General features: G+C 50.3%; 30 protein-coding genes. 16 read left to right on the forward strand and 14 right to left on the reverse strand.

Annotated elements, in window-relative coordinates:
• Window positions 1-70: 70 nt before the first annotated feature.
• The gene (locus tag GS398_RS11040) at window positions 71-550 is read left to right on the forward strand and encodes a CAP domain-containing protein (protein ID WP_202406018.1); all 480 of its coding nucleotides are present in this window, start codon (window positions 71-73) and stop codon (window positions 548-550) included.
• Here GS398_RS11040 and GS398_RS11045 read toward each other — a convergent pair whose 3' ends face one another.
• Together GS398_RS11045 and GS398_RS11050 are read right to left on the reverse strand one after the other, a co-directional pair.
• On the reverse strand, window positions 551-886 hold the full coding sequence (locus GS398_RS11045; RefSeq protein WP_160906813.1) for a hypothetical protein: 336 nt from the start codon (window positions 884-886) through the stop codon (window positions 551-553).
• Window positions 887-926: 40 nt separating this feature from the next.
• Window positions 927-1,580, reverse strand: coding sequence for a tetratricopeptide repeat protein (locus GS398_RS11050; protein ID WP_160906814.1), 654 nt, complete (start codon window positions 1,578-1,580; stop codon window positions 927-929).
• A gap of 264 nt (window positions 1,581-1,844) precedes the next feature.
• Here GS398_RS11050 and lon point away from each other — a divergent pair, with 264 nt between their 5' ends.
• The 3 genes from lon to GS398_RS11065 all read left to right on the forward strand — a co-directional run bounded on the left by lon (window position 1,845) and on the right by GS398_RS11065 (window position 5,974).
• Window positions 1,845-4,319 carry an endopeptidase La gene (gene lon, locus GS398_RS11055; RefSeq protein WP_160906815.1) on the forward strand — a complete coding sequence of 825 codons (2,475 nt, stop codon included), beginning with the start codon at window positions 1,845-1,847 and terminating at the stop codon, window positions 4,317-4,319.
• Window positions 4,320-4,378: 59 nt separating this feature from the next.
• Window positions 4,379-4,951 (forward strand): hypothetical protein, encoded by a 573-nt coding sequence (locus GS398_RS11060; RefSeq protein WP_160906816.1) that lies wholly within the window; start codon window positions 4,379-4,381, stop codon window positions 4,949-4,951.
• Between the two features lie 63 nt (window positions 4,952-5,014).
• A complete protein-coding gene (locus tag GS398_RS11065) occupies window positions 5,015-5,974 on the forward strand; it encodes a lipid A deacylase LpxR family protein (RefSeq protein ID WP_160906817.1) in 960 nt (319 codons plus the stop codon).
• Between the two features lie 6 nt (window positions 5,975-5,980).
• On the opposite strand, the gene arfB is transcribed toward GS398_RS11065, so the two are convergent.
• Complete coding sequence (arfB, locus tag GS398_RS11070) at window positions 5,981-6,394, reverse strand: alternative ribosome rescue aminoacyl-tRNA hydrolase ArfB (protein ID WP_160906818.1); 414 nt, start codon at window positions 6,392-6,394, stop codon at window positions 5,981-5,983.
• Window positions 6,395-6,452: 58 nt separating this feature from the next.
• On the opposite strand from arfB, the gene cmk reads away from it, so the two are divergent.
• From cmk to GS398_RS11115, 9 genes are all read left to right on the forward strand, one after another.
• Window positions 6,453-7,130: a (d)CMP kinase gene (cmk, locus tag GS398_RS11075; RefSeq protein ID WP_160906819.1), complete on the forward strand. Its 678-nt coding sequence runs from the start codon at window positions 6,453-6,455 to the stop codon at window positions 7,128-7,130.
• A 3-nt stretch (window positions 7,131-7,133) separates the two neighbouring features.
• Window positions 7,134-7,928 (forward strand): thymidylate synthase, encoded by a 795-nt coding sequence (locus GS398_RS11080; RefSeq protein ID WP_160906820.1) that lies wholly within the window; start codon window positions 7,134-7,136, stop codon window positions 7,926-7,928.
• A 10-nt stretch (window positions 7,929-7,938) separates the two neighbouring features.
• On the forward strand, window positions 7,939-8,421 hold the full coding sequence (locus GS398_RS11085) for a dihydrofolate reductase (RefSeq protein ID WP_160906821.1): 483 nt from the start codon (window positions 7,939-7,941) through the stop codon (window positions 8,419-8,421).
• A gap of 109 nt (window positions 8,422-8,530) precedes the next feature.
• Window positions 8,531-11,488, forward strand: coding sequence for a protein translocase subunit SecDF (gene secDF / locus GS398_RS11090; protein ID WP_160906822.1), 2,958 nt, complete (start codon window positions 8,531-8,533; stop codon window positions 11,486-11,488).
• Window positions 11,489-11,583: 95 nt separating this feature from the next.
• Window positions 11,584-12,018 (forward strand): MarR family winged helix-turn-helix transcriptional regulator, encoded by a 435-nt coding sequence (locus GS398_RS11095; RefSeq protein WP_160906823.1) that lies wholly within the window; start codon window positions 11,584-11,586, stop codon window positions 12,016-12,018.
• Window positions 12,019-12,023: 5 nt separating this feature from the next.
• A complete protein-coding gene (locus GS398_RS11100; protein WP_160906824.1) occupies window positions 12,024-13,028 on the forward strand; it encodes an NAD(P)/FAD-dependent oxidoreductase in 1,005 nt (334 codons plus the stop codon).
• Window position 13,029: 1 nt separating this feature from the next.
• The gene (locus tag GS398_RS11105) at window positions 13,030-13,350 is read left to right on the forward strand and encodes a 2Fe-2S iron-sulfur cluster-binding protein (protein ID WP_160906825.1); all 321 of its coding nucleotides are present in this window, start codon (window positions 13,030-13,032) and stop codon (window positions 13,348-13,350) included.
• Window positions 13,351-13,403: 53 nt separating this feature from the next.
• Window positions 13,404-14,708, forward strand: a complete 1,305-nt coding sequence (locus GS398_RS11110) for an NAD(P)/FAD-dependent oxidoreductase (protein ID WP_160906826.1) — start codon at window positions 13,404-13,406, stop codon at window positions 14,706-14,708.
• A gap of 86 nt (window positions 14,709-14,794) precedes the next feature.
• On the forward strand, window positions 14,795-15,643 hold the full coding sequence (locus GS398_RS11115; RefSeq protein ID WP_160906827.1) for a hydroxymethylglutaryl-CoA lyase: 849 nt from the start codon (window positions 14,795-14,797) through the stop codon (window positions 15,641-15,643).
• Window positions 15,644-15,647: 4 nt separating this feature from the next.
• Here GS398_RS11115 and GS398_RS11120 read toward each other — a convergent pair whose 3' ends face one another.
• The 3 genes from GS398_RS11120 to fbaA form a co-directional block, all read right to left on the reverse strand.
• Entirely contained in the window at window positions 15,648-16,070 is a 423-nt protein-coding gene (locus GS398_RS11120; RefSeq protein ID WP_160906828.1) for a GNAT family N-acetyltransferase, read from the reverse strand.
• 9 nt (window positions 16,071-16,079) lie between these two features.
• Window positions 16,080-16,583, reverse strand: coding sequence for a low affinity iron permease family protein (locus GS398_RS11125; RefSeq protein WP_160906829.1), 504 nt, complete (start codon window positions 16,581-16,583; stop codon window positions 16,080-16,082).
• 163 nt (window positions 16,584-16,746) lie between these two features.
• Window positions 16,747-17,826 (reverse strand): class II fructose-bisphosphate aldolase, encoded by a 1,080-nt coding sequence (gene fbaA, locus GS398_RS11130; RefSeq protein WP_160906830.1) that lies wholly within the window; start codon window positions 17,824-17,826, stop codon window positions 16,747-16,749.
• A gap of 108 nt (window positions 17,827-17,934) precedes the next feature.
• Here fbaA and accD point away from each other — a divergent pair, with 108 nt between their 5' ends.
• Window positions 17,935-18,780: an acetyl-CoA carboxylase, carboxyltransferase subunit beta gene (gene accD / locus GS398_RS11135; RefSeq protein WP_160906831.1), complete on the forward strand. Its 846-nt coding sequence runs from the start codon at window positions 17,935-17,937 to the stop codon at window positions 18,778-18,780.
• A gap of 95 nt (window positions 18,781-18,875) precedes the next feature.
• On the opposite strand, the gene GS398_RS11140 is transcribed toward accD, so the two are convergent.
• The 3 genes from GS398_RS11140 to glmM all read right to left on the reverse strand — a co-directional run bounded on the left by GS398_RS11140 (window position 18,876) and on the right by glmM (window position 21,991).
• The gene (locus GS398_RS11140; RefSeq protein WP_160906832.1) at window positions 18,876-19,355 is read right to left on the reverse strand and encodes a hypothetical protein; all 480 of its coding nucleotides are present in this window, start codon (window positions 19,353-19,355) and stop codon (window positions 18,876-18,878) included.
• Between the two features lie 103 nt (window positions 19,356-19,458).
• Window positions 19,459-20,592 (reverse strand): cysteine desulfurase family protein, encoded by a 1,134-nt coding sequence (locus GS398_RS11145; protein ID WP_160906833.1) that lies wholly within the window; start codon window positions 20,590-20,592, stop codon window positions 19,459-19,461.
• 4 nt (window positions 20,593-20,596) lie between these two features.
• Window positions 20,597-21,991 carry a phosphoglucosamine mutase gene (gene glmM / locus GS398_RS11150; RefSeq protein ID WP_160906834.1) on the reverse strand — a complete coding sequence of 465 codons (1,395 nt, stop codon included), beginning with the start codon at window positions 21,989-21,991 and terminating at the stop codon, window positions 20,597-20,599.
• 137 nt (window positions 21,992-22,128) lie between these two features.
• Here glmM and GS398_RS11155 point away from each other — a divergent pair, with 137 nt between their 5' ends.
• The gene (locus GS398_RS11155) at window positions 22,129-22,707 is read left to right on the forward strand and encodes a phosphatase PAP2 family protein (RefSeq protein ID WP_202406020.1); all 579 of its coding nucleotides are present in this window, start codon (window positions 22,129-22,131) and stop codon (window positions 22,705-22,707) included.
• Complete coding sequence (locus GS398_RS11160; protein ID WP_160906835.1) at window positions 22,689-23,399, forward strand: ZIP family metal transporter; 711 nt, start codon at window positions 22,689-22,691, stop codon at window positions 23,397-23,399. The genes GS398_RS11155 and GS398_RS11160 overlap by 19 nt, the downstream gene beginning before the upstream one ends.
• 5 nt (window positions 23,400-23,404) lie before the next feature.
• Here GS398_RS11160 and GS398_RS11165 read toward each other — a convergent pair whose 3' ends face one another.
• The 5 genes from GS398_RS11165 to GS398_RS11185 are packed head-to-tail and all read right to left on the reverse strand — an operon-like array spanning window position 23,405 to window position 26,532.
• Window positions 23,405-23,854 (reverse strand): MarR family winged helix-turn-helix transcriptional regulator, encoded by a 450-nt coding sequence (locus tag GS398_RS11165; protein WP_160906836.1) that lies wholly within the window; start codon window positions 23,852-23,854, stop codon window positions 23,405-23,407.
• A 38-nt stretch (window positions 23,855-23,892) separates the two neighbouring features.
• Window positions 23,893-24,051, reverse strand: a complete 159-nt coding sequence (locus tag GS398_RS11170) for a C1orf53 family protein (protein WP_160906837.1) — start codon at window positions 24,049-24,051, stop codon at window positions 23,893-23,895.
• Window positions 24,045-24,992 (reverse strand): MBL fold metallo-hydrolase, encoded by a 948-nt coding sequence (locus tag GS398_RS11175; protein WP_160906838.1) that lies wholly within the window; start codon window positions 24,990-24,992, stop codon window positions 24,045-24,047. The genes GS398_RS11170 and GS398_RS11175 overlap by 7 nt, the downstream gene beginning before the upstream one ends.
• Entirely contained in the window at window positions 24,989-25,588 is a 600-nt protein-coding gene (gene coaE, locus GS398_RS11180) for a dephospho-CoA kinase (protein ID WP_160906839.1), read from the reverse strand. Before coaE ends, GS398_RS11175 begins: the two co-directional genes overlap by 4 nt.
• On the reverse strand, window positions 25,588-26,532 hold the full coding sequence (locus tag GS398_RS11185) for a YbbR-like domain-containing protein (RefSeq protein ID WP_160906840.1): 945 nt from the start codon (window positions 26,530-26,532) through the stop codon (window positions 25,588-25,590). Before GS398_RS11185 ends, coaE begins: the two co-directional genes overlap by 1 nt.
• Window positions 26,533-26,535 lie beyond the last annotated feature (3 nt).

Consider the following 26,535-nt stretch of genomic DNA (forward strand, 5'->3'; position numbering starts at 1 on the left):
TATTTATCAAGATCAGGGAGAATTTATGAGGAGAATGGTAGCTGGGGCCCTGGGAGCCCTGTTTATCTTGATGTCGTTTACCACGGGCAAACCCGCCCATACCGACGAAACTTTCAAATATGAAGTATTAGGCCGGATTAACACCATGCGTGCAAAAGGGTGTAATTGCGGCGGAACCTACATGCCGCCCGCCGACCCGGTAGTATGGAATGATAACCTCGCCATTTCGGCGTATGCGCATGCCCGTGACATGGCGGCCAATCGCTATTTCAGTCATTACAGCCTGGACGGCAGAAAGCTTCGCGATCGCACTTTCGCCGCCGGTTACGCTGTTACCGGTTACAAAAGCTGGACGATAGGTGAAAACATCGCCCAGGGGCAGCGTTCCATCCGCGAGGTAACGAACGACTGGTTCAACAGCCCCGGCCACTGCAAAAACCTGATGAACCCTGATTTCCGGGAAGTTGGCGTTGCAGTAGAAAACTTATATTGGGTACAGGATTTTGGCGGTCGGGTTCCCTTTAAAGAAAACTACCAGGCTACACAGTAATCAGGTTTCCCGGATCTCTTTCCGCGATAAGAACAGGTAGTAATAAGCTACCGTGATCAGCCCGGCTACAAAAAGTACGGTAGCGTAGGGCCGCAGCCCGTCATCATAAAAGAACTCTCCGATCATCCACACGGAATTCGCGGTGATCCAGAGACAGACCGCAATATTATGAAATAACTCTGCCGTATACCGGCGAAACCTGGCCGTGATAAAGATCGCCAGCGCAAGCGTAGGCGCGATCATGACCAGGCCCGGCACATGCAAATCCATCACCCAGCAAGTGTCCTTTAGTAACCATAACGCGATATGGGCGTTTTCGAGCTTACGAAGATGCATTTTCTGAACGTTGGACGTTTGACATATTACGTCCAACCAATTAGTTGTCCAGGTTAGCCAGGTATACCCGCGCTTTTTTCATCTCCATTTGCAGGTCCTGGCGGGTAGGGTTCGAGTCGAGCACCTTCTGGAAGTCGGCGATACAGGATTTGTAAGCGGAAGAGGCGACAGCCTTATCATAAAACTTCGGGATCTTCTGGCTCTTTAAGATTCCCAGGTCGCGGTAAGCGATGGCGCGGTTCTGGTATAGCTTCATGTCGTCTGCGGCCAATTCTATCGCCCGGGTAAAATCTTTCACCGACGCCTGCAGGAGCTTTTCGCGTTCCGCATAAGAAAGCGTGGTGTTTGATTGCGTGGCAAGAATATCTCTCGCTTTCCCGCGGTAATAATAGGCCGAACCATCACCGGGCTTTAAAGAAACAACCTTACTGAAAGAAGCGACCGATTTGGCATAATTGCCCGAATGGTAATACGAATAGCCCAGCATATACAGCACTTCAACATTGTTACTGTCTGCCAGCAAGGCTTTTTCGAGGTTGGCCGAGGCTTCCACGAACTTGCCGTCGAGCAGATCTTTGTTGCCGATCAGTGCATATTGATTTTCTTTTTTGGGAGTATCTTTTTTTGGCTGAGCGACTGCGGAAATGCCAACGCTCACTAAAAAACAGGCAAATAAAGGGAAAACGGTTCTCATTTATCTCTTACGTTAAGTTGTTAGTTAAACGAAGCAAGTATATAAATTATTTCCCAAAGGTGCGGGAAATGCGTACGGACTTCGCACCTGACGTTTTAACAGTTATCCTGATCTGAACCTAACAAATATTTACCGTTTAGCAGCACATTAATTATATTTTTGAATCGCGAACGGCTTGGCATATCCATTGCATGACTACTTATTACTGGAATAACCAACCTGTTTTTTCCAGTTTACTGTCAGTTTGACTATATACCGCAATTCATGAATAACGACTTGTTCGATTTTAACCAGGCGCTACCTATTATAAATGAAGATACCGAGTTCTTTCCGTTAATGTCCCAGGAGGACGAAGAGGAAATGAACAATGAACAAACGCCTGAAATTCTCCCCATTCTCCCGCTCCGGAACACGGTATTGTTCCCGGGTGTGGTGATCCCGATCACGGTCGGGCGTGATAAATCCATCAAATTAATTAAAGATGCCTACCGCCGCGATAAAATGATCGGTGTGGTTTCACAGCGCGATGTGGCGGTGGAAGATCCGGCGTTCGACCAGCTGAACCAGGTGGGTACCCTGGCCCTGATCATTAAGATGCTGCAGATGCCCGATGGAAGCACCACGGTGATCATCCAGGGCAAACAACGTTTCCGGCTGAACCAGGAGGTACAAAGCGAACCCTACATCAAGGCCACCATCAATAAGTTCGAGGAAACCAAAAACAAGGTAGACAAGGAGTTTAAGGCAATGGTAGCTTCTGTGAAAGAAATGGCCATGCAGATCATCCAGTTTTCGCCCAACATACCGAGCGAAGCGGGCATCGCGATCAAGAATATCGAGAGTACTTCGTTCCTGATCAATTTCATATCGTCGAATATGAACGCCGACGTGCCGGTAAAACAGCAATTACTGGAGGTGACCAACCTGCGCGAGCGCGCGAAAATGGTGCTCGAGCATTTAACCGGGGAACTGCAGATGCTGGAGCTTCGCAACCAGATCCAGTCGAAGGTGCGTACCGACCTGGATAAGCAACAGCGCGACTACTTTCTCAACCAACAGCTAAAAACCATCCAGGAAGAGCTTGGCGGCAATTCGCCCGACCTGGAGATCGAAAACCTTCGCGTGCGTGCGGCGAAAAAGAAATGGGCGAAAGAGATCGGCACACATTTTAGCAAAGAGATCGAAAAACTGGGCAGAATTAACCCGGCGGCAGCCGATTACTCGGTGCAGATCAACTACCTCGAACTCCTGCTCGACCTGCCCTGGAACGAATTCACCAGGGATAATTTCGACCTGAAGCGCGCCCGGCGGATCCTGGAAAAAGACCATTACGGGCTGGACAAAGTGAAACGCCGCATTATCGAATACCTGGCCGTTCTTAAGCTTAAGAACAATATGAAGGCGCCGATCCTGTGCCTGGTGGGCCCTCCGGGGGTGGGCAAAACGTCGCTCGGGAAATCCATCGCACGTGCGCTTGGCCGGAAATACGTGCGCATGGCGCTCGGCGGGATCCACGATGAGGCCGATGTGCGTGGTCACCGGAAAACATATATCGGGGCGATGCCCGGCAGGATCATCCAGTCGCTGAAAAAAGCCGGCACTTCCAACCCGGTATTCGTGCTCGACGAGATCGACAAAGTGGGAAGCGATTTCCGCGGCGATCCATCATCAGCGTTACTGGAAGTACTGGACCCCGAACAGAATAACGCATTTTACGACCACTACGTGGAGATGGACTACGACCTCTCGAACGTGATGTTCATCGCCACCGCCAATTCGCTGAGCACGATTCAGCCGGCACTTGTCGACCGCATGGAGGTGATCGAGGTGAACGGCTACACCATCGAAGAGAAGATCGAGATCGCCAAACAACACCTGCTGCCCAAACAGCGCGAACAGCACGGGCTGAAACCCAACCAGATCACGATCAAAAGCAACGTGGTCGAAAAAGTAATCGAAGATTATACCAGGGAATCCGGCGTGCGCGGGCTTGAGAAAAAAATAGGTGGCCTGGTAAGGGGGATTGCCACGAAGCTGGCCATGGAGGAAGAACACTCTTCCGCCGTTACCAAAGCGGATGTAGAAGTATTTCTCGGTCCGCCGGTCTTTGACAAGGACCTGTACGAAGGCAATGATGTTGCCGGCGTTGTTACTGGCCTGGCCTGGACGCAGGTAGGCGGCGATATCCTCTTTATTGAAGCCAGCCTCAGCCCCGGAAGAGGAAAACTTTCGCTAACCGGCAGCCTGGGAGAGGTAATGAAAGAATCAGCCAGCATCGCCCTGGCCTATTTAAAAGCGCATGCCGGCGATTTCGGCATCGATTACCGCTTATTCGAACAATGGGACGTGCATGTGCACGTACCGGCCGGGGCTACGCCAAAGGATGGCCCTTCTGCCGGGATCACCATGCTTACGGCGCTGACGTCCGCGTTCACCCAACGAAGGGTGAGACCGAACCTTGCTATGACCGGCGAAATTACCCTTCGCGGGAAAGTGCTGGCGGTGGGCGGCATTAAGGAAAAGATCCTGGCGGCAAAACGTGCCAACATTAAAGAAATTATCCTGTCGAAATCGAACCAGAAGGATATCCTGGAAATTAAAGAAGACTATATCAAGGACCTTAAATTCCACTACGTGACCGAAATGACGGAAGTGATCAATCTCGCTTTAACGGCCGACAAGGTGAAGAACCCGGTAGACCTTAAGGTAAGGGAACAACCGGCAACCGTTTTAAATTAAAGGCATTGTTCGTTCGATCCGGTTTATTATATTCAACCCCGGAACTAAACTTACCAACAATGAAAAAAATTTATTTATTAGGTATTACCCTGCTTTTGATGGCGGCAACGTCTGTTTCCTTTGCGCAGCAGTTTAACTATGCCAAAGCAAGGGCGGTAAAAATGGACCTTAAAGCCCCCATGGACTTAAAGCTTCCTAAGGCAGAAACTACAGGTCCGCGTGCACAGAACGTATTTGTCGAGTTAGGCGGACAGGGTCTCCTCTTTACCGTAAACTACGATACCCGTTTTGGCAACCGCCGCGACGGGCTTGGCGGCCGTGCAGGTATCGGCTACCTTGCGGTTGACGGCGAGCATGTAACCACCATCCCGCTTTCATTGAATTACCTGCTTGGCAAAGGCAGGAGTTTTTTCGAGATCGGACTGGGTGCAACGGTAGTTACGGCAGGCTCTGACGACGATTCTATCATCTTTGACGAAAACGGCGGCAACGTAGTGGGAACCATGAGCTTTGCTTACCGGTTACAGCCTGTTGACAAAGGATTTTCACTAAGGGCGGGTTTTACCCCGGTATTTAACGGCGACTTCTTCGTCCCCTATTATGCAGGGGTAAGTCTTGGTTATACTTTTTAACAACACATCCAGGTAATCCTGGCGGCCCGGTACCATTTGTTACCGGGCTTTTCATTGGTTCACATGAAGATCGCTATAAAAACCATTGTTCCGCTTCTTTTCCTGCTTCCTTTGGTCGCTTATGCGCAGGATAAAAACTTCCGTAATGAATTTGGCTTCCAGAGCGATAACGACGCTTATCTCGCCCAGGGTTCTGACCGCTATTATACTAATGGCTTATTCATTACTTTCAGGCATGCCATAACGATGCCTGAAAACGCAAAAAAGGCAATAAAAAAGACCTGGGAAGCGGAGGTCGGGCAGCGAATGTACAACGCACAATCAGGCTCGGTCCCCACCATCGGGCTGGTGGATCGCCCTTTCGCCGCTTATTTGTATGCCGGCGGAAAATTAAACTGGTTTTACAAGAACGATAAGCTGCTCCAGTTTTCCGTGCACGGCGGCACTATAGGCCCGCACGCATTCGGTAAAGATGTGCAGGAACTGCTTCATAAGATCATCGGATTTTATGAAATAGACGGCTGGCAGTTCCAGGTGAATAACGAATTACAGTTAAACACCGCGTTAAGTTATAGCCAGTTGCTTGCACGAACCAGCGACAGCAACGCCGACGTGCTATTTGAAACTGCGTTAAAAGCGGGTACCACTTTCTCCGGGCTTGGCGCAGGGGCCCTCATTCGCCTTGGTGCCCTCAACCCGCTTTCGGGCTCGGTATCGGCAAACAGCCGGATCTCCGCTTCCGGGAGTAATGCTGCCCCGGCTAAGGAGTTCTTCTTTTATTTACGTCCCAGGCTTGCGTACGTGGCCTATGATGCCACCATACAGGGTGGCTTGTTTAGCGATAACAAAGGCCCGGTAACGTATGATGTTAAACCGCTCGTTTTTTCGCAGGAGGCCGGGGTGATGTTCGCCCATAAGCGCTGGTCGGCCAATTTCTCGGCGGTGTTCCAAACCAGGGAGATCGAAAGCGCCGCACGCGCGCACCAGTTCGGAACGGCAAACCTGTATTACCGGTTTAACTAGGCCCGGTCATTCTCCCGGGAAGTTCTTCCGTCTCATGATCTTCTTCAATGCCTTTTGCTGTTTGTCTTTAACACGGTTCGCGATCTCCTGCCGGGAAGGCTTTGTCGGCTTCCGCTGTTTTTGCTGGTGGAGAGCCTGCACGATGAGCACGATTAAGCGTTCGATGGCATCGGCTTTATTTTTATACTGGCTGCGGTCGGCTTCGCTGATCACCTGTACCATTCCATTCGCGGTAAGCCGGTGAGCCAGTTTCTCTCGGATCCTGTCTTTTTGCCCGGGAGTAAACAGAGCCGACGCCTCCACATCGAAGTTAAGCTCCACTTTGCTCGACACCTTGTTTACATGCTGACCGCCTTTTCCGCCGCTGCGGGAGGTTTTAAATGAAATATAAGGCAACAGCGCCTCCTCAGAAATGATCATCGCCAAAAATACTTAAATCGGCATGGGTTTTTAAATGAAGCACTATCTTTGTGCTTTGATGAGAACAAATCTAGTTATCGCGATCGACGGGTATTCCTCCTGCGGAAAAAGCACCCTGGCAAAAGCCCTTGCCAAAAAACTTCATTTTATTTATATCGACAGCGGGGCGATGTACCGGGCAGTAACCCTTTATTTCCTGAGAAATAACATCGATGTGAACGACCATGATAAAGTGATCGCCGCGCTTAAAGATATTCACCTTAATTTTCACGCACGCGATTACCAGACGCATATCACGCTAAATGACGAAGAGGTGTCGGAAGAGATCCGGCTTATGCCTGTTTCTGAGTATGTAAGCGCTGTGAGCGCCATACGTGAAGTTCGTCATGAAATGGTGAAGCAGCAACAGCGCATGGGAAAGTCGAAAAACATCGTGATGGATGGCCGGGATATCGGCACTACGGTATTCCCGGATGCCCAGCTGAAAATATTTATGACCGCCGATCCCAATGTCCGCGCAGAGCGACGGTTTAAAGAGCTTTCCGCCAAAGGCGACCCGATCACCCTCGAAGAAGTGTTTGAGAACCTGGCCCACCGAGATTACCAGGACACTACCCGGGTAGAAAGTCCGCTGGTACGGGCAACAGATGCCATCATTCTCGATAATACCAACCTGACAGAAGCCCAGCAGCTGGATTTCGCTACGGAGAAAATAGAACCGTTTTTGAAGAGTTAGACCATGAAACAATACCTCGACCTGATGAACCACGTGCTTACGAACGGCACGCAAAAACATGACCGCACCGGCACGGGCACCATCAGCGTATTTGGTTACCAGATGCGTTTCAACCTGGCTGACGGATTCCCGTTGGTAACCACCAAAAAAGTCCACCTGCGTTCGATCATCCACGAGCTTATCTGGTTCCTTAAAGGAGAAACCAATATCAGTTACCTGAAGGAAAACGGCGTCAGCATATGGGACGAATGGGCGGATGAGCATGGCGAGCTAGGCCCGGTGTACGGATCGCAGTGGCGCTCGTGGCCCGCGCCGGATGGCGGTACGATCGACCAGATCACCAAAGTGGTGAACCAGATCCGCAATAACCCGGATTCACGCAGGATAATCGTATCCGCCTGGAACGTGGCGGAAATAGAAAATATGGCGCTGCCCCCCTGTCATAGTTTCTTTCAATTTTATGTGGCCGACGGCAAACTGAGCTGCCAGCTTTACCAGCGCAGCGCGGATATTTTCCTTGGAGTGCCATTTAATATCGCATCATATGCCCTGCTAACTATGATGATGGCGCAGGTCACCGGTCTCCGGGCAGGCGATTTTATCCACACCCTGGGCGATGCACACCTTTATAATAACCACCTCGAACAAACTGAACTTCAGCTGAGCCGCGAACCGCGGCCGCTGCCGGCAATGACGCTGAACCCGGACGTTAAAGAGATCTTCGACTTTAAGTTCGGCGACTTTACCCTAAGTAACTATGATCCGCATCCGCACATCAAAGCGCCTGTAGCCGTTTAGTACCACGTAAATGGAAGTAAGGATCGTAGTGATTGCAGACAGGGAGAACGGCATCGGCCGCGATAACGCATTGCTTGCACATATGCCGGCAGACCTGAAGCACTTTAAGGAACTAACCATCGGTCACCCGGTGATCATGGGAAGAAAAACGTTCGACTCGGTAGGCAAACCGTTACCGGGGAGAAGAAATATCGTGATCACTACGCAGGATATTGAAATAGCCGGTGCCGAAGTTGTTCATTCACTCCCCGAAGCATTGGAATTGTGCGGCGGGACCAGTCATATTTCCGTGGTGGGAGGCGCTACTATTTACGAACAAGCCATCCACGTTACCGACGTGATCTACCTGACCAGGATCCATGCCGTTTTTGAGGCCGACACTTTTTTCCCGGCGATAGATCCCCATACCTGGGAAGAAACCGGGCGGAAAGATCACGAAGCCAATGAAAAGAACCCCTTCCCCTATTCATTTATCACCTACCGCCGCCGCTAAACAGCCTATAAAAAATTTTGTTTCATTTCTTCAAAAGGCAAAAATTTTATCTAAGTTTGCCGACTTGTTTAGAAGCGCCATATAAAAAAAGTTTACATAATTAATTGAAATGCAAGGTAAAGGACTCATTAAAGTTTTCACGATAGTATTTGCTATCATTTGTTTGTATTGCCTTTCATTCACCTGGCTTGCGAGAAAGGTTGAGAATGATGCGGAAAAATTTTCAAAGGGGGATAACGATAAATACAACGGGTATTTAGATTCGGTCGCTTCGCTGCCAGTGTTAGATTTTCCGAAATATATTACCTATCAGTACGCAAAAGCGAGAGAGATCCCGCTCGGGCTCGACCTTAAAGGCGGTATGAACGTGACCATGGAGATCTCCCTCGTGGACCTTGTACGTAACCTGGCCAATTCGCCGACCGATCCGGCTTTTAACACCGCGTTGAACGAAGCAGACAAACGCGTTAAGAAAACAGGCGCTAATTTCATCGAAGTTTTCGCCGACGAATACAAAAAGCTTTCTAACGACGGTAAACTTTCCAAGTTCTTTGCAACTACCGAAAACGCGGCCTATGTAAAACCAGATGCAAACAACTCAACCGTTATTTCTTTCCTGAAAGAACGGTCTGCAAGCGCGATCAGCAACTCCTTTAACATCCTGCGTACACGTATCGATAAATTTGGGGTGACGTCTCCAAACATCCAGCTGCAGGAAGGGACCAACAGGATCCTGATCGAGTTACCTGGCGTAAAAGATCCCCTGCGCGTGCGTAAATTATTACAGGGATCTGCAGCATTGGAATTCTGGGAAACTTATGATAACAGCCAGATCTTCCCGCTGCTCGACAACGTAAACAAGATCCTGGCGTCGACCGAAAAAACGAACGATACCACCACTACCGCAAAAGCGGATACTGCCACCGCCGGTGCTGCCGGTAAGCTGGCTGCCCTCGGGAGCAAAAAAGACGCTTCCAAAGATACTTCGGCAGCCGCCAAATCACTGGCAGCACAAGCAAAACTGAACCCCTTATTTGCCAAACTTGCACCGAACCTTACACAGGGGCCTAATGGTCAGCAGGGATTGGGACGCGGGCCGGTTGTAGGTTACGCCGCTCAAAAAGATACCGCCGACATCAACCGGTACTTCCGCACACCGGCCGTTAAAGCCGTGGTGCCTTCGAATATCCGGTTATTGTGGGGTGTAAAACCAATGACCCCTGAAAGCAAAATGTTCGAGCTGTACGCGATCCGGGTGACCAAACCCGATGGCTCGGCCGCATTAAAAGGCAGCGTAGTGATCGATGCCCGCGACGACATCAGCCCGAATGGCGATCCAGAGGTTACCATGTATATGAATGCGGAAGGCGCCCGCGAATGGCGGATCCTTACGGCAGCAGCTTCTGCCGACCAGCAGAACAAGCAAAGTATCGCGATCGTGCTCGACGATCTTGTTTACTCAGCACCGACCGTACAGAACGAAATCCCCAACGGTACCTCCTCCATCTCCGGGAACTTCCAGCTCAACGATACCAAGGACCTTGCAAACGTGCTAAAGGCCGGTCGTTTACCTGCCAAAGCCAACATCGTTAGCGAATACCAGGTAGGCGCTTCACTGGGTGAGGAATCGATCCGCGCAGGTATGATCTCTTCCCTGGTAGGTATCGCCGTTATCCTGATCTTTATGGCCCTGTACTACTCACAGGCCGGTTGGGTAGCCAACGTTGCCCTTGTTATTAACTTATTCTTCCTGATGGGAGTGCTCGCCTCGTTTGGCGCCGTGCTCACCTTGCCTGGTATTGCAGGTATCGTACTTTCGCTGGGTATGTCGGTAGACGCGAACGTACTGATCTACGAACGTGTGCGTGAAGAGCTTGCTGAAGGCAAAGGCATGCGGATTGCCATCGCGACGGGTTTCCAGAAAGCGATGTCGTCTATCCTCGACTCAAACATTACTACCTTCTTAACCGGTTTGATCCTCTTCGCGTTCGGTACGGGCCCCATCCAGGGCTTCGCCACTACGCTGATGATCGGTATCATCACCTCGTTGTTCTCAGCGATCTTTATCACCCGCCTCATCTTCGAAGGCATGCTGAAAAAAGATCGCCAGATCTCTTTCTCGATCAAAGCAACCCAAAATCTTTTCAAAGACTCCAAGTTCGACTTTATCAGCGGAAGACGTAAGTTCTATGCACTTTCTACGATCATCATCGTGGCAGGGATCATCTCTATGTTCACCCGCGGCTTCAGCCTGGGTGTCGACTTTAAAGGTGGCCGCTCTTACTTCGTACAATTTGATAAAGCGGTTGATAAGGACAAGCTTCGCGATATCCTCAATGAAGAATTTAAGGAAACATCAGAAGTAAAAACCTACGGGAAAGACAACGAGGTAAAGATCACCACACCCTTTATGAGCGACTCTACCAGCGAGGCCAGCGAAGCCCTGGTAACGCAGAAGCTGAATACCGGTCTTAAAAAAGTAGGCGATAAATATGTGATCATGGATGCCCAGAAGGTTGGGCCTACTATCGCAAAAGACATTAAGACTTCCGCGGTATGGGCCGTAATTTTCTCTATCCTTGGTATTTTTCTTTATATCCTGGCGAGGTTCCGCCGGTACGAGTTCGGGTTGGCCGCCATCGTGGCCTTGCTGCATGACGTATTGGTGCTCCTTGCGCTGTTCTCGCTGCTGAACGGCATCGTTCCGTTCGCGCTGGATATCGACCAGGTATTTATTGGCGCCATTCTTACCGTAATGGGTTATTCGATCAACGATACGGTGGTGGTATTCGACCGCGTACGCGAATACATCGAGCAACATCATTCTAAAGATGAATCGCTGCCGGCGGTGATCAACAACGCATTAAACAGTACCCTCAGCCGTACGGTGATCACAGGCCTCTGTACCATGGCGGTGCTTATCATCATCTTCATCTTCGGTGGCGAAACCCTTCGCGGCTTCTCCTTCGCAATGCTGATCGGTGTAATTTTTGGTACTTACTCTTCACTCTTCGTGGCAACGCCGTTCGTGGTTGAATTCCAACGTAAGATCAAGGAAAAAGTTTAATATACCTTACCTCCTCGTAAAGGCCCCGGAATTAATTCCCGGGGCCTTTTTTGTTTCCAATATTTCTTAATATATTTGTCATACTAATTATTATCATGCCAACAGAAAAATTCTCTATGTATTCCTACCTGCTCGACCGAACGGCGCGCAGGGTAAAACAATATGCCCAGCGAAGGTTCAACCAGGAAAACCTGGACGTTACCGTAGATCAATGGCTGATCCTGAAAAACCTGAACAAAGGGGTTGATCTCTCGCAAAGCGAGCTGGCCGAACTCACCGGCAAAGACCATCCCACCCTAACCCGGATCATCGACCTGTTGTGTAAAAAAGGCCTTACGGAACGGCGTGTGCATCCTGGCGATCGCAGGAGCTTTACCGTTCACCTAACGGAGGCCGGGGAACAAAGCGTAGTGGTATGGTCGCCAAAAGTCGCCGAGATCAGGATGAAAGCCTGGGAGAACCTTACGGAAGAAGATTACGAATTGCTAAAAAAGATCCTCAATAAAATTTATTCGAACCTTGATTTATAAACAAGATGATCACCACAGATATAGGAATTATCGGTGCCGGGCCCGTTGGCCTTTTTGCTGTATTTGAAGCCGGCTTATTAAAAATGCGCTGCCACCTGATCGATGCGCTGCCACAGGTGGGCGGGCAGCTTTCAGAGATCTACCCTCAAAAACCGATCTACGACATCCCGGGTTACCCGGCGATAAACGCGCAGAACCTCGTTGAAAAGCTGATGGAACAGATCAGCCCGTTTAAGCCGGGATTTACTCTTGGCGAACGTGCAGAGACAGTGGAAAAGCAACCTGATGGCTCTTACATCATCCGTACCGATGACGACACGGAAGTACACTGCCAGGTAATCGTTATCGCGGGCGGCCTCGGGTGCTTTGAGCCGCGGAAGCCCGATATCACCAACCTCGCCGAATTTGAGGGGAAAGGCGTCGCCTATATGGTGAAGAACCCAGCGCTCTTCCGCAATAAACGGGTGGTCCTCGCCGGCGGCGGCGATTCGGCGCTCGACTGGACGTTGTTCCTGTCTGAAATAGCCAGCGAGGTTACACTTGTGCACCGGGGAGATACCTTCCGGGGATCGCCCGACTCTTCAGAAAAAGTAGCGGAGCTCGCCCGCGGCGGCCGCATTAATTTACTGCTTCAATCCACCGTAATGAGTATCGACGGCAACGGTCACCTGCAGCAAGTCACCGTAAAAGGGCGCGACGGAACCGACCAGCAATTGGATACCGACTACCTCATCCCGCTTTTTGGGTTAAGCCCTAAACTCGGTCCGATTGCCGGTTGGGGCGTCGGGATCGACCGGTCGGCTATCCAGGTAAACACATTCGATTATGCCACCGATACCGAACGGATCTATGCCATTGGCGATATCAACACCTACCCCGGCAAACTGAAACTGATCCTCTGCGGCTTTCACGAAGCGGCGCTGATGGCACAAAGCGCTTTCAGGTACGTATACCCCGACCAGAAACTGAGCTTTAAATATACCACCGTTTACGGAGTAAATACATTTTAGCATGATCACGTTATATGTCCGGAATGAAACCGGCGGCCGGGAACCGGTAGAGGTACCAACAGATATCAGCCTTAGCCTGATGGAAGTACTGAAAGGATACGACTACCCCATTATGGCTACCTGCGGCGGAATGGCCCTTTGTGCTACTTGTCATATCCGGGTAGTACAAGGCGGAGAACAACTGCCGCCACCCGGCGACGCGGAACTCGACATGCTCGATACATTGCCTGATGCAGGACCTGACAGTCGCCTCGCCTGCCAGGTCCGCGTGCACGAAAACCTCGACGGCATGGAACTATGCATCCTGGGGAATGAATATTAGCCCCAACATTTCCTTTAAAAACGGGTTCTACAATCATCTTAATCACTAAAAACATGGAAGCACCTAAACAGCCTGTCGAATTTCCCAAGATTGTGATCATAGGCGGAGGGTTTGGCGGCATCGAGCTGGCCAAAAAGCTTAAAAACAAAGAAGTACGCGTGGTAATGCTCGATCGCCACAACTACCATACATTTCAACCCTTGCTATACCAGGTAGCTACCGGCGGCCTCGAGGCAGATTCCATCGCATTCCCGCTCCGGAAAATCTTTAAGAACCAGCAAAACTTTAGCTTTCGCAATGCGGAAGTAACCAACGTCGAACCTGAACGCAAAGTTGTGCATACATCAATTGGCGAAATCGAATACGACTACCTTATAATCGCCACCGGTTCAGATACCAATTTCTTTGGTTCCAAGGAGCTCGAGCATTATACCATGCCGATGAAAACCATCCCGGAGGCGCTCAACCTTCGCAGTATGATCCTTCAGAACCTGGAGGAAGCGCTGGTCGAACAAGACCCCGTAAAAAAAGCCGGTCTCCTGAATTTCGCAATAGTTGGCGGCGGGCCTACCGGGGTAGAGCTTTCAGGCGCCATTTCCGAGTTAAAAAGACATATCCTTCCTAAGGATTACCCGGAACTGGACATCTCATCCATGAACATTTATCTCATCGAAGGGTCACCTGAAGTACTGGGGCCAATGTCTGAGAAATCACAGCGCAGCTCACAAAAATTCCTCGAAGATATGGGGGTAAATGTGCTGACTAATGCCCGGGTATTAAACTATGACGGCAATACGGTCACGCTCTCTACCGGCCAGGAGATCAATACCGAAAACGTGTTATGGTCTGCGGGCGTGGTTGGCCAGGTGGTTCCCGGTCTTCCGCAAGAAGCGATCGGGCGTGGGGCCCGCATCCAGGTAGACGAGATCAACCGGGTAAAGGGCCAGGACGACATTTTTGCCATCGGCGATGTGGCTGCCATGATCACAGAGAAATACCCGCATGGGCACCCGGGGGTGGCTCCAGTGGCACAACAACAGGGACAGCACCTGGCGAAAAACCTGTTAAGACTGATCAGCAAGGAAAAAACGGAACCGTTCGACTATTTCGATAAAGGTTCCATGGCAACCGTGGGACGAAACCGTGCGGTGGTGGATATCGGCAAAATTCACTTTCATGGCATATTCGCGTGGTTTGTATGGATGTTCGTCCACCTGATGTCGCTCGTCGGTTTCAGGAATAAGGTAGTAACATTTGTAAACTGGATGTGGAGCTATTTCAGCTACGATCGCGGGACCAGGCTTATCATCCGTCCTTTTAACCGGGGGACGATGACAGAGGACACGAGGATCAAGTAATAGCCGCAATACGAGTGATATGCCGGGTACGCAGCGATATCCGGTAATTTAAACATAACTTAGGTTAGTTGATTCCATTGAAATCTATGAAACTGGTCGAATGTCCCCGTGATGCCATGCAGGGCCTCCATGAATTTATCCCGACAGACTTAAAGGCCAGCTATATTAACCTGTTGCTGCAAGTAGGATTCGACACCCTCGACTTCGGCAGTTTCGTTTCTCCGAAAGCTATTCCACAAATGCGGGATACGGCCGGCGTACTTTCCAAACTGGACCTTTCGGCGTCATCCACGAAATTGCTGGCTATTGTGGCCAACCTGAGAGGGATAGAAGAAGCGGTACAATACGACGAGATCATTTATCTTGGCTTTCCGTTTTCTATTTCGGAGACTTTCCAGCAAAGAAATACCAATTCGGGCATCCGGGAATCGTTGGTAACGGTTGAAAAATTGGTGGAACTTGCTGCCCGACATCATAAAACGCCGGTGATCTACTTATCGATGGCTTTCGGCAATCCCTATGGCGATGCATGGAACATAGAAATTGCCGAACATTGGGCCGCTGAACTGGTAAAAAGAGGCGTTGTTATACTTTCCCTGGCCGATACCGTGGGAAGCGCGCAGCCCGGAGACATTGAAACGCTCTTCTCGTCATTGGCGGTTACGTTCCCGGCCGCAGAACTCGGCGTTCACCTGCATAGCACGCCGGCATCGTGGCGGGAAAAGATAGACGCGGCTTATTCAGCAGGCTGCAGGCGTTTCGATTCCGCATTAAAAGGGTATGGCGGCTGCCCCATGGCCAGCGATGTGCTTACGGGAAACATCGCCACCGAAAACCTGCTGGCATACCTTGCAGAAAAAAAAGACCTTCCGGGAATAAACTACTCAAAATGGCAGGAAGCCATGGACCTCTCCGGTAAGGTATTTTTACGCTAACGGGTTATCGCTCCATCTTAAAATGCTGGATCCCGGCTTCCTCGAACTGCGCTCCTACTTTCTTAAAGCCGAACTTCTGGTATAAACCGATCGCATCGATCTGCGCGTTCAGGTACACGTACGAAGCGTCCTCCGGCAGATCTGCCAACACGGTTCTCACAAGTTCCTGTCCTACTCCCTGGCCGCGAAACTCTTTAAGCACCGCAAACCGTTCAAGCTTATAGCCATTCTCTGTCTTCCGCCAGCGGCAGGCTCCCGCAGGCTCATCATTTACTGTAGCAAGGAAATGCGTGGACTCATCTTCATGCTCCCATTCCAATTCGGGCGGACAGTTCTGCTCGCCCACAAACACGATCCGCCGTATGGCGAACACTTTTTCGAGTGCTGCAGGATCGGAGACTTTCCTGACCACTATATTATTTTCCATGAAATAAAGCTATGGTTTTTTGGCGGTGTGCGCCGGTTTCGATTTTCTTTTACGTATGGGACTAAACTTGGCTTCCTTCTCCGTATTGATCTCCTCTGCTGCGTCGATCGAATGAGAGCACAGGATGTCGTTGTCCTTTTTAGCCAGCTGCGCCAGTTTTGCATAGAATTTATGAAGCTGGTCAAGTTCCTCCTCCGAAAGGTCCTCCAGGTCTACCATCCGGTTACTGGCGCCTTGCTGCGCGGCAATCACCTCGTTCAGCTTCAGGTGGATGGCTTTCGAATCCTTGTTCTGGGATTTCTGGATCAAAAACACCATCAGGAACGTAATGATCGTGGTGCCGGTATTGATCATCAGTTGCCAAACATCCGAATAATTAAAGATCGGGCCTGTTAACGCCCACACCACTATTACCGAAACGGCGGCGATAAAAGCCCCCGAACTGCCCGTTGCCTGTGTTGCTGCGTTAGAGAAACGTTCAAAAATCCCCCTTTTTTCCTTTTTCTTTGTCATGGTACCTGTTTACGTCAATAATAACAAAAATGCCATCGTTGTTTAGGTAACGATGGCATTTTTATTATTGTTGTCAGTGAGCGGTTACCGGCATCAGCGGCCGGCTACAGCCGCAATACCAGAACTGACTACTGGCCACTGATAACTGACCACTGATAACTCACTACAACTTATCATTCACCCCGATACAATTCAGGTCCTCATAAGCTTGTTTAAGGCGTTTCACGAAGGCTTCCTCGCCTTTACGAAGCCATACGCGGGGATCGTAGTATTTTTTGTTGGGCGAATCTTCGCCTTCGGGGCTGCCTATCTGGCCTTGCAGGTAGGCTTCTTTGGATTTATAATACCCGAGAATCCCTTCCCAAAACGCCCATTGCATATCCGTGTCGATATTCATTTTGATAGCGCCGTACGAGATGGCTTCCCTGATCTCCTCCTGTGAAGAGCCGGAACCTCCATGGAACACGAAGTTGACCGGCTTTTCAGCATCTATACCGAACTTCCGTTTCACGTGGTCCTGCGAATTTTTGAGGATCACGGGCTGCAATTTTACATTGCCGGGTTTGTAAACGCCATGTACATTACCAAAAGCTGCTGCGATGGTAAAACGTTCGCTTACGCTCTTCAGCTCTTCGTAGGTATACGCCACTTCCTCAGGTTGAGTATATAGGCGGGAGCTGTCTACATCCGAGTTATCCACACCATCTTCTTCGCCGCCGGTTACGCCAAGTTCCACTTCAATGGTCATTTCGAGTGCCTTCATACGCTCGAGGTATTTTTTGCTGATCCCGATATTTTCTTCAATGGGCTCTTCAGAAAGATCAAGCATATGCGATGAAAACAAAGGTTTGCCGTTCTGCTTATAGAACTTCTCGCCAAAGTCGAGCATACCGTCTATCCAGGGGAGCAATTTTTTGGCCGCGTGATCAGTGTGCAGGATCACAGCAACACCATACTGTTCTGCAAGCAGGTGCACGTGCTGCGCGGCAGAAATACCACCGGTAATGCATGCCTGCAGTTGATCGTTCGGTAACGATTTACCTGCGTAAAACTGCGCGCCGCCATTAGAAAGCTGGATGATGACCGGCGAGTTCACCGCCTTAGCGGTTTCGAGTACCGCGTTAATGCTGTTGGTACCGATCACGTTCACTGCCGGAATTGCGTACTGATGCTTCTTGGCGTGCTCAAACAATTCCTGAACAAGATCGCCATACAAAACACCCTTATAATCTTTCAGACCCATAATATTGCTATGATTTTAAATTTCCCGAAATTAAAGATTTTAACTTAAGGCGGCGCATCAACAAATAAATTAAAATTTCGTTCCTTTGCATGTTCATTCCAAACACATATGGCCTGGTTTAAAAGAGAGAAAAAGGGGATTATCACTTCTACCGAAGATAAAAAAGAGGCACCTGACGGGATCTGGAATAAATGCCCAAATTGCAAAAAACCGCTGCACTACGCTGAGCAGGTTGAAAATAAATATGTTTGTCATTACTGCGGGTACCACCTCCGCATAGGGTCGAAAGAGTACTTTTCGATCTTATTTGACAACAACCAGTTCACAGAATTATTCAACAACCTTCGTTCCGGCGATCCGCTGCAGTTCGAAGACACGAAAAAATACACCGACCGGTTAAAAGAAAGCTATGCTAAAACCGGCCTTAACGATGCGATCCGCTCAGCCCACGGCAAAATAGGTGACCAGGAATTGGTGATCGCCTGTATGGACTTCAACTTTATCGGGGGATCTATGGGTTCGGTGGTAGGCGAAAAAATCGCGCGTTCCATCACCTACTGCATCGATAATAAAATCCCGTTCCTGATGATCTCCAAATCGGGCGGCGCCCGGATGATGGAAGCCGCGTTCTCGCTGATGCAAATGGCGAAAACGTCAGCGATGCTGGCCCTACTAAGCCGGGCAAAGATCCCTTATATTTCCCTGCTCACCGACCCGACAACAGGCGGCGTTACCGCATCATATGCCATGTTGGGCGATATTACCATATCCGAACCGGGGGCGCTTATCGGCTTCGCCGGACCGAGGGTAATTAAAGAAACCATCAAGAAAGACCTTCCCAAAGGTTTCCAGACAGCCGAGTTCGTACTTGAGCACGGTTTCCTCGACTTTATTGTAGACAGGAGGGAGATGAAAACCAAGCTGGCTTCTTTCCTCACCATGATGAAGAACTAATAAATCAAAAAGCTTAAAGCTGAAAGATGAAGCGCCACACCGGAGCTTATATTTTCAGCTTTAAGCTTTGTTGTTTAACGCTTAGCTTGCTGCAGTTACTGCCTTCCCCCGATGGGCCCCGGGATACCGGGCTCATGATCTACCATGGTGCCGGTGCTGCGTCCGTGCGAGTTATTCGAAAAATTGGCGTTGCTTTCAAAGGTGGTCGGCCGGTCTGCTAACGGGTCGAGCTCTTCGTCATCATCCTCCTCTTCGAAATCGTCGTCCAGGGTGTCATCCTCCAAAGTGTCATCCTCCAGGGTGTCATCGTCCAATGTGTCATCCTCCAGGGTGTCATCATCCAATGTGTCATCATCCAGGGTGTCATCATCCAGGTCGGCGTCGTCCGCATCGGTATCCTCGTAGTCATCGCCTTCAACAGGGATCAGCTCGTCATCATCGCCGTCATCATCATCACCGCCTACACGGAAAACGATGTTATCGGGCTCATTGTCGTTGTTTGGGGTCACCGTTTGGATGTCGTGACCTGCGTTCTCATCTTTGTAGTCGTTGAAATCATTCTGAATGTTTTCCATGGCTTTCGTGTTTAAATGTACTAGGTAAACACGCCGGGAGGCAGGTATTGTTTTGAAAAAATGAAATCGTTGCCGGCAGACCGCTGAGATGCCCCCGGTTCCCTTATTTACCGGCCAGGATCTCTTTTAGTTTCGCTACCACGTAGTCGATCTCCCCGCGGGTATTATACTTGCTGAAAGAGAAGCGCACGGCCGGCCTGTCAGGATTGGCGCCGATACCATTTAGCACATGGGAACCGATATTGGTACCCGAGCTGCATGCACTTCCGCCTGACGCAGAGATGCCCGCGATATCCAGGCTGAACAGCAGCATATCCGCCATCTCCATTTCGGGAAACGATACATTTAACACCGTGTAGAGACTTTTCTCAGGTTCTGTTTCGCCGTTGAAGTGGATACCGGGAATATTTTCCAGTAACCGGGCCATCATATAACTTTTCAGCTGCTGTATATGTTGCTGGTGTTCTCCCATTTCCGTATAAGCCGTCTCGAGCGCCTTTGCGAGGCCGGCGATGCCGTATACGTTTTCCGTTCCGCCACGCATGTTCCGCTCCTGCGAGCCGCCGAAGATCATGGGGTTTATTTTTGTGCGGCTGCTCACATATAAAAAACCCACGCCTTTGGGCCCGTGCAGCTTGTGTGCGGCGCAAACAATAAAGTTAGCCTTGAGCTCTTTCACATTGTGCGGGTAGTGTCCCATGGTTTGAACCGTATCACAATGGAAGACCGCCTCATATTGCTCGCACAGGTTGCCCACTTTAACGATATCTGTAAGCGTTCCCAGCTCGTTATTGGCATGCATCAGCGAAACGAAGGAGCGCTCGTTATCCTTTAGCAGGTTTTCGAGATGGGCCAGGTCGACGTTCCCTTTCCCGTCGACATCCACGAAGCTCAGCTTGATCTGCCCGCTTTTCTCCATCGCCTCGAGCGTATGCACCACCGCGTGATGCTCGATCCGGGAGGTGATGGCGTGCGACAGCTTGTTATCTATGATCCCGCAGCGGATCGCGGTATTATCGGCCTCGGTGCCACCGGAGGTGAAAAAGATCTCTGACGGCGAGGCGTGCAGCAGCGCCGCTACCGAACGACGCGCCTTCTCTACGATGGTACGCACTTCCCTCCCGTGAGAATGGATAGACGATGGATTACCAAACTGGTTCTCCATGATATGATACATCTCTTTCAGCACTTCCGGGTCAACGGGTGTTGTGGCCGCATTATCTAAGTATACGCGCATTGCTTCAGCTATTTTTATCCCCTAATATTTCTTTGATATCCGAAATGATCTTTCTGGCGAGGTTATCGGCTACGGTCTCCGATTTTCCCTCGGAATAGATCCGGATGATCGGCTCGGTGTTCGAACGGCGCAGGTGTACCCATTCTTCATCGAATTCTATTTTCAGCCCGTCGATCGTGCTATGGGGTTGTGCCTGGTATTTCGCCTCTACCCGGACCAGCAATTTCGCGATGTCCATTTCCGGGGTCAGCGTGATTTTGTTCTTGGAAATAAAATAGTTAGGGTAGCTGCTCCGGAGCAACGAAACAGGCTTGTTCACTTTGGCCAGGTGTGTGAGGAACAAGGCGATGCCCACGAGCGCATCCCGCCCGTAATGTGATTCGGGGTATATCACGCCGCCATTTCCCTCACCGCCGATAATGGCATTCACCTCCTTCATTTTTGTCACTACGTTCACCTCACCTACGGCGGCGGCATGATAAGATCCGCCGGCACGTTCCGTTACATCACGCAATGCACGCGTAGAAGAAAGATTTGATACCGTATTTCCCTGAGTTTGGCCCAGCACGTAGTCTGCTACGGCTACCAGCGTATATTCTTCACCGAACATCGAGCCGTCTTCGCAAACGAAGCACAAGCGGTCAACATCCGGGTCAACGGCAATACCCAGGCTCGCCCGGTTCTTCACCACCTCCTTTGAGAGATCGGTGAGGTTTTCGGGCAGTGGTTCAGGGTTATGCGGAAACTTCCCGTCGGGCTCGCAATAAAGCTCATACACCGTGCCGACGCCAAGCGCCTTAAGCAGGGCCGGCACAAAAATACCGCCGCTGGAGTTTACGCAATCAATAGCGATCCTGAAACCGGCGTTCCTGATGGCATCCGCATCCACCAGTACAAGCCCGAGGATATGGTCGATGTGTTTTTGCATCCAGGAATCGTCAAACGTTACTTTTCCCAGCTGGTTTACGTCGGCAAAGCTGAGCTCGCCCGACTCTGCCAGGTCGAGCACTTCCTGCCCGTCAGCCTCGCTGATAAACTCACCCTTATCGTTCAGTAATTTCAGCGCGTTCCATTGCTTGGGATTGTGGCTTGCGGTGAGGATAATGCCACCCGCAGCGTTCTCCGCCGGAACAGCAAGCTCCACGGTGGGAGTGGTCGACAAGCCGAGGTCGATCACATCGATCCCGATACTCTGTAATGTGCCCGCCACGAGGTTGCGCACCATGTCGCCCGAGATCCGCGCATCGCGCCCGATCACCATCGTTTTGGTACCTGAACGGGCGGTTGCCCATTGCCCGAATGCAGCTGTGAATTTTATAATGTCTACCGGGGTAAGACCGTTTCCGGGGGTTCCACCGATCGTCCCGCGTATGCCAGAGATAGATTTTATGAGCGTCACCGTATATTTTTTTCTCGCCAAAATTAGGAATAAAAGCACATCCTTCAACAGCATAATGCAGTCATTCCCGAATTTCCTATATTTGCCGCGTTCGTGCCAGCAACGGAACAGTTATTTTCAGCCCGCCAAACCCCATCATGGAACAACTGATCCAGTTAGATCACCAGCTCTTTTTCGCCATTAATAACGGGCTTTCGAATCCCTTTTTCGATTGGCTGATGCCGTTCCTGCGGAACCGGTTTTTCTGGGCCCCGCTGTACCTCTTCTGGATCATTTTTTTTACCCGGAACTACGGGCGCAAAGGATTTGTACTGGTTGTGTTCCTGCTGGTTACGTTCGCCATTACAGATATGTTGAGCTCGGGAATGATCAAACCGGCCATCCACCGGCTGCGGCCGTGCAACGATGTAACGTTAAAACACGACGTCAATTCAATCGTTGCCTGCGGGTCGGGATTCAGCTTTCCCTCCTCCCATGCCGCCAATCATTTTGCAATCGCGCTTTTCTTAATTACGGTGTTCCGCCGTAAATGGAAATGGATCATGGCACTTGGCCTTGGCTGGGCGTTCTCTATTTCCCTGGCGCAGGTGTACGTGGGCGTGCATTTTCCGTTAGACGTTATCGCCGGCGCAGTATTGGGCTGCATGATCGGCTATGTTACCGGCACTATATTTCTCACCCTTCAAACAGGCAAGCAATGGCACCCTGGCAGCTGATCATCCTGTTTGCGGGCTGTTTCGCAGGCGGGATTACTATTTTTTTCACCAAAGGCAACAATACGCGGCGCCTCAAGCTCATCCTCTCTTTTAGCGGCGCGTACTTGTTTGCCATTACCATATTGCACCTGATACCGGAAGTATATATCGAAGGCGATCGTTATATCGGCCTTTTCGTGCTGGGTGGCTTTCTTTTCCAGGTCCTGCTGGAGCAGTATTCACAGGGGATCGAACACGGACATATGCACAGCCACCCGCATGGTCATCATTCGTTTCCTTTCGGGATCATCCTGAGTTTATGCCTGCATGCCCTGCTGGAGGGGATGCCACTATCGGGCGGCCACCGGAATGAGCTGGTATTCGGCATCGCGCTGCATCACGTTCCTGCGGCATTTGCCCTTGGAAGCCTACTGTTGGAGCGGCACATTTCCAGGAAGAGCATACTGGTGATAATTTTCGTTTTCGCTTTAATGACACCGGCCGGTTATTTACTGAGCAACCTCATCAGCAACAGCTCTTCCGTTACGATCAGCGCTTATTTCCCCAGGATGATGGGCATCGTGATCGGGATATTCCTGCACATATCTACCACGATCCTTTTCGAATCAAGCGTAGATCATCACTTTAACAGGAAAAAGCTGCTGGCAGTGCTGGCCGGAACGGCTATCGCGCTGCTCAGCTTCTTAGTGTAACGGCATCAGCCTCTCAGCTTATCGAGGAGCACGTTCAGCTGCCCCGCTTCGGTTTCAGTAAGATTTTTTTCTAAAATGTCAGCCCCGGTCATCTCCGTGTCCAGCTTTTTCAGCAGGTCAAGCCCTTTTTGGCTGATGATGATGTCTACCGCTCTCCGGTCGCGCTGGTTGGTGCACCGCGTAACCATCCCTTTTTGAACAAGCCGTTCAACGATCCGGGAAGCATCAGACATTTTATCGAGCATTCGCTCTTTTAACAAGTTAATGGTAGCCGGCTTGGGGTATTGTCCCCGTAATATCCGCAGCAAATTAAACTGCTGCAGGGTAATCTGGTACTGATCAAGCTTCTGTTTCAGCAGGTTAGTTAACCAATTATAGGTATAAACCAGGTTTACTACCGCTTTATGATAATTATCTTTGAACTTATCGCTTACAATTTCCTTCTCGAGCTCCATGAATTACACCTAAAATTTCATAGTAAATAAACCAGCGGCTATTTTGTTTGCCCGCCGTCCGTATTTTTAGGACGGGTATATTTCCATGGACAGTGCCTGCAGCCGCTTTTGCAGCAGCTACCGCGTTTCAGGTGATATTGTTCGGTAAACACCATGAAACCGTTCTCATAATAGAAGTCAACCCCTTCTTTCAGCATTTATTCAGGATCTTAACAACCGGGCGGTCCTGGAAATGATGCGCAAGATGCCTGCCATCGCCATGCAGCGTCCACACTTCCTTTGGTTCAACCTCGGTAATAATCGCCAGGATGTCGTTCCAGTCGGCATGGTCCGAGATAAGTAATGTTATATCATTTTGGTGATGCAGCTTTTTCCAGCCGGAAGCAAAGACCCTCAACACGTTCTTTGCCCTAAAGTAACTATTAAATGTCAGCGGGGGAACGATATAGACGTAGTTCTTTGCCGCCTCCCTGATCAGCTTACGGCTATAGGGCAGGTATTTTCCCGGCGGATAACCAAACGACTCGTAAACGCGGTTGATCGACAGCACGTTACGATGCACCAGCACCGTTTTTTCGGGGCAATGCCTGTTTAGCAGGCTGATTAACCGCTGACTTTTGCCAAGGCTGTACGCTCCCAGTAAAATATTATGGGGACTGGCGCTAAGCTTTTCTATTTCCGATACCTGGTCAGGGTGCGAAACGGCCGGGTCTGCAAAAGTAGTTTCGGTGATCAGCACATCCGCTTTGCAAAAAGCGGCTGGCTCGCAGGTAGGGTCGGCCTGTAGTTTAACGTCGCCGGTGTACAGGTAGCGGGCTCCTGCATACTCCATCACCACCTGTGCCGAACCCAATATATGGCCAGCCGGGATAAAGGTAACGGTAACGTCTCCGATAGAGAAGGGCTCGCGGTACCCTACCGTATTAAATTGTGTAGCATGGTTTTTCGCGTGCCTTAGCTCCATAATGGTCTTGGTGGAGGGTGTGCAATAAACGGCGCGGTTACCCTTTACCGCATGGTCATTGTGCGCGTGAGAGATCACCGCCGTTTGAACCGGTAACTGTGGGTCGAGGTAGAAATTGCCCGGCCTGCAATAAATCCCGTTTTCATTAATCACCAGGAAATCGGGGACGATCATAGCGCGGCAACAGATAACCGGATAAATTCCTCATGAAGACTAAGCACCTGGGGAACGAGGAGCTGCGTTTCGTCGTTTACCAGGAGGTGACCGGCAAGCCGGGATTTCTGCTCATCGCTTAGTTGTTTATCCATACGTACACGCACTTCGGCGGCGCTAACTTTATCACGGGCCATTACCCGCGCAATTTTTAGCTCAGCCGGGGCCGTTACCAGGATACTGGTATCGCACAGTTTATAAGAATCGCTTTCAAACAACAATGCCGCTTCTTTGAGCACATAGGGTGCGCGCGTTTGTGCGGCCACCCATTTATCGAACGCCCGGAAAACAGCAGGATGCACGAGCGCGTTCAGCTCGGCAAGCTTAGCTGCATTGTTGAAAACTATTCCCGCCAGGTACTTCCGGTTAAGAAGGCCGTTAATATAAGTCTCGTTCCCAAAGGCAGCGATGAGTTTTTTTACCAGGTCGTTGTCAGTGTTCATAACAGTCCTGGCAGCGTCGTCTGCATAAAATACGGGGGTTCCTAACACCTCAAATATCATGCATACGGTAGTTTTACCGCTTCCTATTCCGCCGGTTATTCCAACTTTCAGCATTATTTACGTATAATAAAATCGATATTTTGGGGCTCTATACTAACGATCCGGCAAAACACCGGCTTTTTGCCCAGTATCACCGGCAACTGCGGAAAGCCTTTATCAATCCAGTCAGCAAGGTCGACGCTCACCGTAAAGTCATCTTTATCCACATTTTGATAATCAGACAACGAAGTCATAAAAGTAACCTTCACCTTCTCAGGCAGCAGCTTAACCTGGTAGCTCCGGTTGTTCAAAACTTTTATCGGCACTTCGATGATCTTCTCTGTGAACTCCTCTACCGGCACGCGCACATCCACCACCCCGGGGTAAACATCGATACCGGGTTTATCACTTTGTCTCAGCAACACTTTCCGGTTTACACCGGAAGAGATCCGGTTCCCTGTCAAGCTGTCGCTTACCCACTCGCGAATATGGATCAGCTCTTCCTTCGGGCCCGTAACATTCACATACGCCGGCCTTACTTTCAGCGGTGCGGAAATATCGAACTGTTTAACGAATTGGAAACGATAGGCTACCCGTACCGGCACTTGTTTTACTGCGCGCGGAGAAAAATCAAAATACAGGGTATCCGGGTTTACCGATACGATGCGCTGATCCGAACCAAAATCGGCGTTTATGGCGGTCAACTGGTCGGTAAATGTTACAAAGTTCTGGCGGTCCAGCCGCCTGAGGCTTACCTTAATGGTGCCCGGCCTGAGCCGGATCCGGTCGAACATCAACTGCCAGCCCGTTCCCTGGATCTGGAGGTTTACCGAATCTGATTGAAGCGGATGTACCGACTTATTACCCGGGAAATTCACATAGTGAACCGGTGTTTGCACCTTATAAACATAATGCTTCGAAAGGGCGACCAGCAGCCACACGCCCACCGCAGCACCCAGGCAGGTAACAAACAAAGTGAGCTTACGCTGTTCCGACTTATTCAGCATCAGGATCGCCATCCT

The sequence above is a fragment of the Hufsiella ginkgonis genome (assembly GCF_009834915.1).
GTDB classification, from domain to species: domain Bacteria; phylum Bacteroidota; class Bacteroidia; order Sphingobacteriales; family Sphingobacteriaceae; genus Hufsiella; species Hufsiella ginkgonis.

Excerpts from the sequence above, each read along its gene's own strand:
- fbaA (WP_160906830.1), bottom strand. The coding sequence starts at position 17,826 with ATGGGTCTGAAAGATTATAAGGGTGTTTTGTATGGCGATCTTGTTCAG.
- GS398_RS11160 (WP_160906835.1), top strand. The coding sequence starts at position 22,689 with ATGGCACCCTGGCAGCTGATCATCCTGTTTGCGGGCTGTTTCGCAGGC.
- GS398_RS11155 (WP_202406020.1), top strand. The coding sequence starts at position 22,129 with ATGGAACAACTGATCCAGTTAGATCACCAGCTCTTTTTCGCCATTAAT.
- coaE (WP_160906839.1), bottom strand. The coding sequence starts at position 25,588 with ATGCTGAAAGTTGGAATAACCGGCGGAATAGGAAGCGGTAAAACTACC.
- GS398_RS11060 (WP_160906816.1), top strand. The coding sequence starts at position 4,379 with ATGAAAAAAATTTATTTATTAGGTATTACCCTGCTTTTGATGGCGGCA.
- lon (WP_160906815.1), top strand. The coding sequence starts at position 1,845 with ATGAATAACGACTTGTTCGATTTTAACCAGGCGCTACCTATTATAAAT.
- GS398_RS11105 (WP_160906825.1), top strand. The coding sequence starts at position 13,030 with ATGATCACGTTATATGTCCGGAATGAAACCGGCGGCCGGGAACCGGTA.
- GS398_RS11110 (WP_160906826.1), top strand. The coding sequence starts at position 13,404 with ATGGAAGCACCTAAACAGCCTGTCGAATTTCCCAAGATTGTGATCATA.
- arfB (WP_160906818.1), bottom strand. The coding sequence starts at position 6,394 with ATGATCATTTCTGAGGAGGCGCTGTTGCCTTATATTTCATTTAAAACC.
- GS398_RS11170 (WP_160906837.1), bottom strand. The coding sequence starts at position 24,051 with ATGCTGAAAGAAGGGGTTGACTTCTATTATGAGAACGGTTTCATGGTG.
- GS398_RS11175 (WP_160906838.1), bottom strand. The coding sequence starts at position 24,992 with ATGATCGTCCCCGATTTCCTGGTGATTAATGAAAACGGGATTTATTGC.
- GS398_RS11120 (WP_160906828.1), bottom strand. The coding sequence starts at position 16,070 with ATGGAAAATAATATAGTGGTCAGGAAAGTCTCCGATCCTGCAGCACTC.
- GS398_RS11080 (WP_160906820.1), top strand. The coding sequence starts at position 7,134 with ATGAAACAATACCTCGACCTGATGAACCACGTGCTTACGAACGGCACG.
- GS398_RS11040 (WP_202406018.1), top strand. The coding sequence starts at position 71 with ATGTCGTTTACCACGGGCAAACCCGCCCATACCGACGAAACTTTCAAA.
- GS398_RS11125 (WP_160906829.1), bottom strand. The coding sequence starts at position 16,583 with ATGACAAAGAAAAAGGAAAAAAGGGGGATTTTTGAACGTTTCTCTAAC.
- GS398_RS11165 (WP_160906836.1), bottom strand. The coding sequence starts at position 23,854 with ATGGAGCTCGAGAAGGAAATTGTAAGCGATAAGTTCAAAGATAATTAT.
- GS398_RS11050 (WP_160906814.1), bottom strand. The coding sequence starts at position 1,580 with ATGAGAACCGTTTTCCCTTTATTTGCCTGTTTTTTAGTGAGCGTTGGC.
- GS398_RS11085 (WP_160906821.1), top strand. The coding sequence starts at position 7,939 with ATGGAAGTAAGGATCGTAGTGATTGCAGACAGGGAGAACGGCATCGGC.
- GS398_RS11145 (WP_160906833.1), bottom strand. The coding sequence starts at position 20,592 with ATGCGCGTATACTTAGATAATGCGGCCACAACACCCGTTGACCCGGAA.
- GS398_RS11045 (WP_160906813.1), bottom strand. The coding sequence starts at position 886 with ATGCATCTTCGTAAGCTCGAAAACGCCCATATCGCGTTATGGTTACTA.
- cmk (WP_160906819.1), top strand. The coding sequence starts at position 6,453 with ATGAGAACAAATCTAGTTATCGCGATCGACGGGTATTCCTCCTGCGGA.
- GS398_RS11065 (WP_160906817.1), top strand. The coding sequence starts at position 5,015 with ATGAAGATCGCTATAAAAACCATTGTTCCGCTTCTTTTCCTGCTTCCT.
- GS398_RS11115 (WP_160906827.1), top strand. The coding sequence starts at position 14,795 with ATGAAACTGGTCGAATGTCCCCGTGATGCCATGCAGGGCCTCCATGAA.
- secDF (WP_160906822.1), top strand. The coding sequence starts at position 8,531 with ATGCAAGGTAAAGGACTCATTAAAGTTTTCACGATAGTATTTGCTATC.
- GS398_RS11095 (WP_160906823.1), top strand. The coding sequence starts at position 11,584 with ATGCCAACAGAAAAATTCTCTATGTATTCCTACCTGCTCGACCGAACG.
- GS398_RS11185 (WP_160906840.1), bottom strand. The coding sequence starts at position 26,532 with ATGGCGATCCTGATGCTGAATAAGTCGGAACAGCGTAAGCTCACTTTG.
- accD (WP_160906831.1), top strand. The coding sequence starts at position 17,935 with ATGGCCTGGTTTAAAAGAGAGAAAAAGGGGATTATCACTTCTACCGAA.
- GS398_RS11100 (WP_160906824.1), top strand. The coding sequence starts at position 12,024 with ATGATCACCACAGATATAGGAATTATCGGTGCCGGGCCCGTTGGCCTT.
- GS398_RS11140 (WP_160906832.1), bottom strand. The coding sequence starts at position 19,355 with ATGGAAAACATTCAGAATGATTTCAACGACTACAAAGATGAGAACGCA.